This window comes from Paenibacillus sp. AR247 (genome assembly GCF_002968895.1).
Taxonomy (GTDB): Bacteria; Bacillota; Bacilli; order Paenibacillales; family Paenibacillaceae; genus Paenibacillus_AQ; species Paenibacillus_AQ favisporus.
The window spans coordinates 1-2,646 of the sequence record NZ_PCZT01000048.1 but is presented as its reverse complement, the minus strand read 5'-3'; the positions used below and the strand labels follow the sequence as shown (position 1 = coordinate 2,646).

Here is a 2,646-nt window from a genome sequence, read left to right as displayed (position 1 = left end):
CGATGACATCAGGGGAAGGTGGATCGAATGAGAGAGCAAACCATGACCAAGTTGTGCATTATTGACGATATTAAGAGCGTCGTTGACATGATCTCGCGAAAGCCGAGATGGCTAGACCATCAAATCGAGGTGGCAGGTACGGCGCTTGATGGAGAGGAGGGCGTAAGAATGGTGAAGGAGAGGAAGCCCGACATTGTTTTGACCGATATCCGAATGCCGAAAATGGACGGACTGGCCATGACCCAGGCGATTTTGGAGAGTGCGCCTTCTACGAAAATTGTCATTTTAAGCGCGTATACGGATTTTTCTTATACCCAGCAAGCGATTCGCCTCGGCGCGTTCGATTTCGTCAAGAAGCCGTTCTCCATCGATGAAATTGTCAGCGTGGTGCTGAAAGCCAAAGCAGCTTCGGACATAGAGCGACAGGAGCAATCCAAAAGGAATGAGCTGGAGCAGGATATGCGAAAAAGCCTTCCTGTCCTCCAGCAGGAATATTTGTCGTTTCTGGTCAAACATCCAGTAAGCACGGAAGCGGCCGCACTCCAATGGGACCGGCTAGACATCCCTTTAGAGCCGAAGCATTTTCAATTGTTTATCGTCGAATTGGACCACTTTATGGATAAGTATCGATCTCAGCCGGCTCGCGAGGTGGAACTGATCCGGTTCAGCCTACGGAATATTCTCGAAGAGACCATTTTCATGTTTTCCAAAGGTGTGGTGTTCAGTGAGGCAATAAACCGCTTTGTTTGTTTGATCAACGGTTCGGACCATTCGCTTGCCGAACAGGTATCGGAGGCCTGCCGTCAAAATATTTTCCAATTCACCCGCTCCACGGTTTCCATCGGACTGGGGCAAGGGGCGAAAACGATTGAAGAGCTGCCGGTCGCGTACGATCAAGCATCCAGCGCCCTTGCCTACCACTTTTATACCGATGGTAATGGCATTAACAGCTATATTCGCTTGTCCCACACCGAGCCAAGGCACGTTCTGCCGAACTATTCCGCAGCGACGGAACAAGAGTTTTTATTTGCTCTGCGGTCAGGCAACACGGATAAATGCCGGCTGATCCTCGAGCAAATTTTCAACGAACTGCTGCAGTGCGATCCACTGCCCGAGCCTCGGTATATTCAGAGTTTGTGCTTTGAGATGGTTACGAAAATGTGCCGGACGATGCTAGAGCTGTTCCCTCTGGAGCGGGTGAACCAGTTGGAGGAGAAATGGCATGCAGTCTCCGATGTAGAGCATTCCTCTTTTCAGACCATGAAGGAGACCGTGAAAGACATATGCTTGGATGCCTGCTCCTGGATCGAGCGGGAGCGTTCGGATGAACCGACAAAGCTGATCTATGAGGCCAAAGATTATATCGGCGCCAATCTTCACCTGAATTTATCGCTGGAGCACTGCTCGAGGCAGTTTAATATCAGCCCGGGTTACTTTTCTAACCTGTTCAAGAAGGTGATCGGCATCTCCTTTCAGCAATTTTTGATTCACCAGCGGATGGAGAAAGCCAAGGAAATGCTGATCGGCGGATACCAGGTACAGGAAATCGCGCAGGCGCTGGGCTACGAACACCGCCGGTACTTCAGCGAGATCTTTAAGAAGCATACCAATATGACTCCGTCAGAATTTAAATTGTATAGCACGGGGAAAATCGAACCACCCGTGGATCTGGCCTAGAAAACTAACCATAGCACCGATTTAATGAAGGACAGCCCTGCTTCTTGTCTTGGACGGAAGCAGGGCTGTTTTGCCGAGAAACGTGTGGAGAAAACCTGCCCTGAATGTGTGGTTACCCGCATTATGCAAGAGCTGGCCCGAATTTATAATGAGGAAGAACAGTTCATAAAGAGAAAAGGGGAGGTCAATCAATGAAAAAACAGCTGTGGATCATGGCTTTGTGCGTGGTACTTATCGGAAGCATAACGGCCTGCGGAAGCAAGGAATCGGCGAGTCCGGAATCCGGATCATCTAGTGAAAAGCGAAGATTTCGTACTGGACCGGTGACCGCCATGATTCTGAGTATATCAAGGAACTGGTGGATGAGTTTAACAAAACTAATCCGGACAACATCGAAGTGGAGCTGGTCATCAAAGGCGATGATTTCGACCAGGCGCTCGATATGTCATTCCAGACTTCGGAAGCGCCTGACGTGATCCGCGTCAAGGAAAACACGATTCAGACGTTCTACAAGAAAGGCTTTTTGGCGCCGATCGACGAGTTCATGACGGATGAGCTGAAGGAAAAGTTTCCGCTTATGGATAACTTGAACAGCTTTGACGGCAAACGCTACAGCCTGCCGAACTACGGCACGACGATGCGGCTGATCTATAACAAGGAGCTCTTTGAAAAGGCGGGTATCGCCAGTCCGCCGACCACGCTGGATGAGCTCGTCGCGGACGCCAAGAAGATCACCGAGGTCGGCAAAGGCAGCGGAGCATACGGTTTCGCGCAGAACTTCAAGAGCCCGGCGAGTGCGCTGGGACGCTCCGCACGGGTTATCGCCGAAGTCAGCGGTTATGGCGGTTTCGGTTACGACTTCAAAACGGCGCGCTATGACTTCAGTCCATTTAAACCGATCATCCAGGCGTTCAAGCAAATCAAGGATGACGGCAGCATGCTGCCCGGCGTCGAATCCCTGGACATCGA

Annotated in this window: 2 protein-coding genes; both read left to right on the top strand. The window is 50.7% G+C overall.

The window, feature by feature from the left end; genetic code table 11:
* Positions 1-27: 27 nt before the first annotated feature.
* Positions 28-1,677, top strand: a complete 1,650-nt coding sequence (locus CPT76_RS35595) for a response regulator (protein WP_105446239.1) — start codon at positions 28-30, stop codon at positions 1,675-1,677.
* 358 nt (positions 1,678-2,035) lie between these two features.
* Positions 2,036-2,646, top strand: a 611-nt coding sequence (locus CPT76_RS35590) for an ABC transporter substrate-binding protein (RefSeq protein ID WP_258169113.1), incomplete at its 3' end; no start/stop codon positions are given.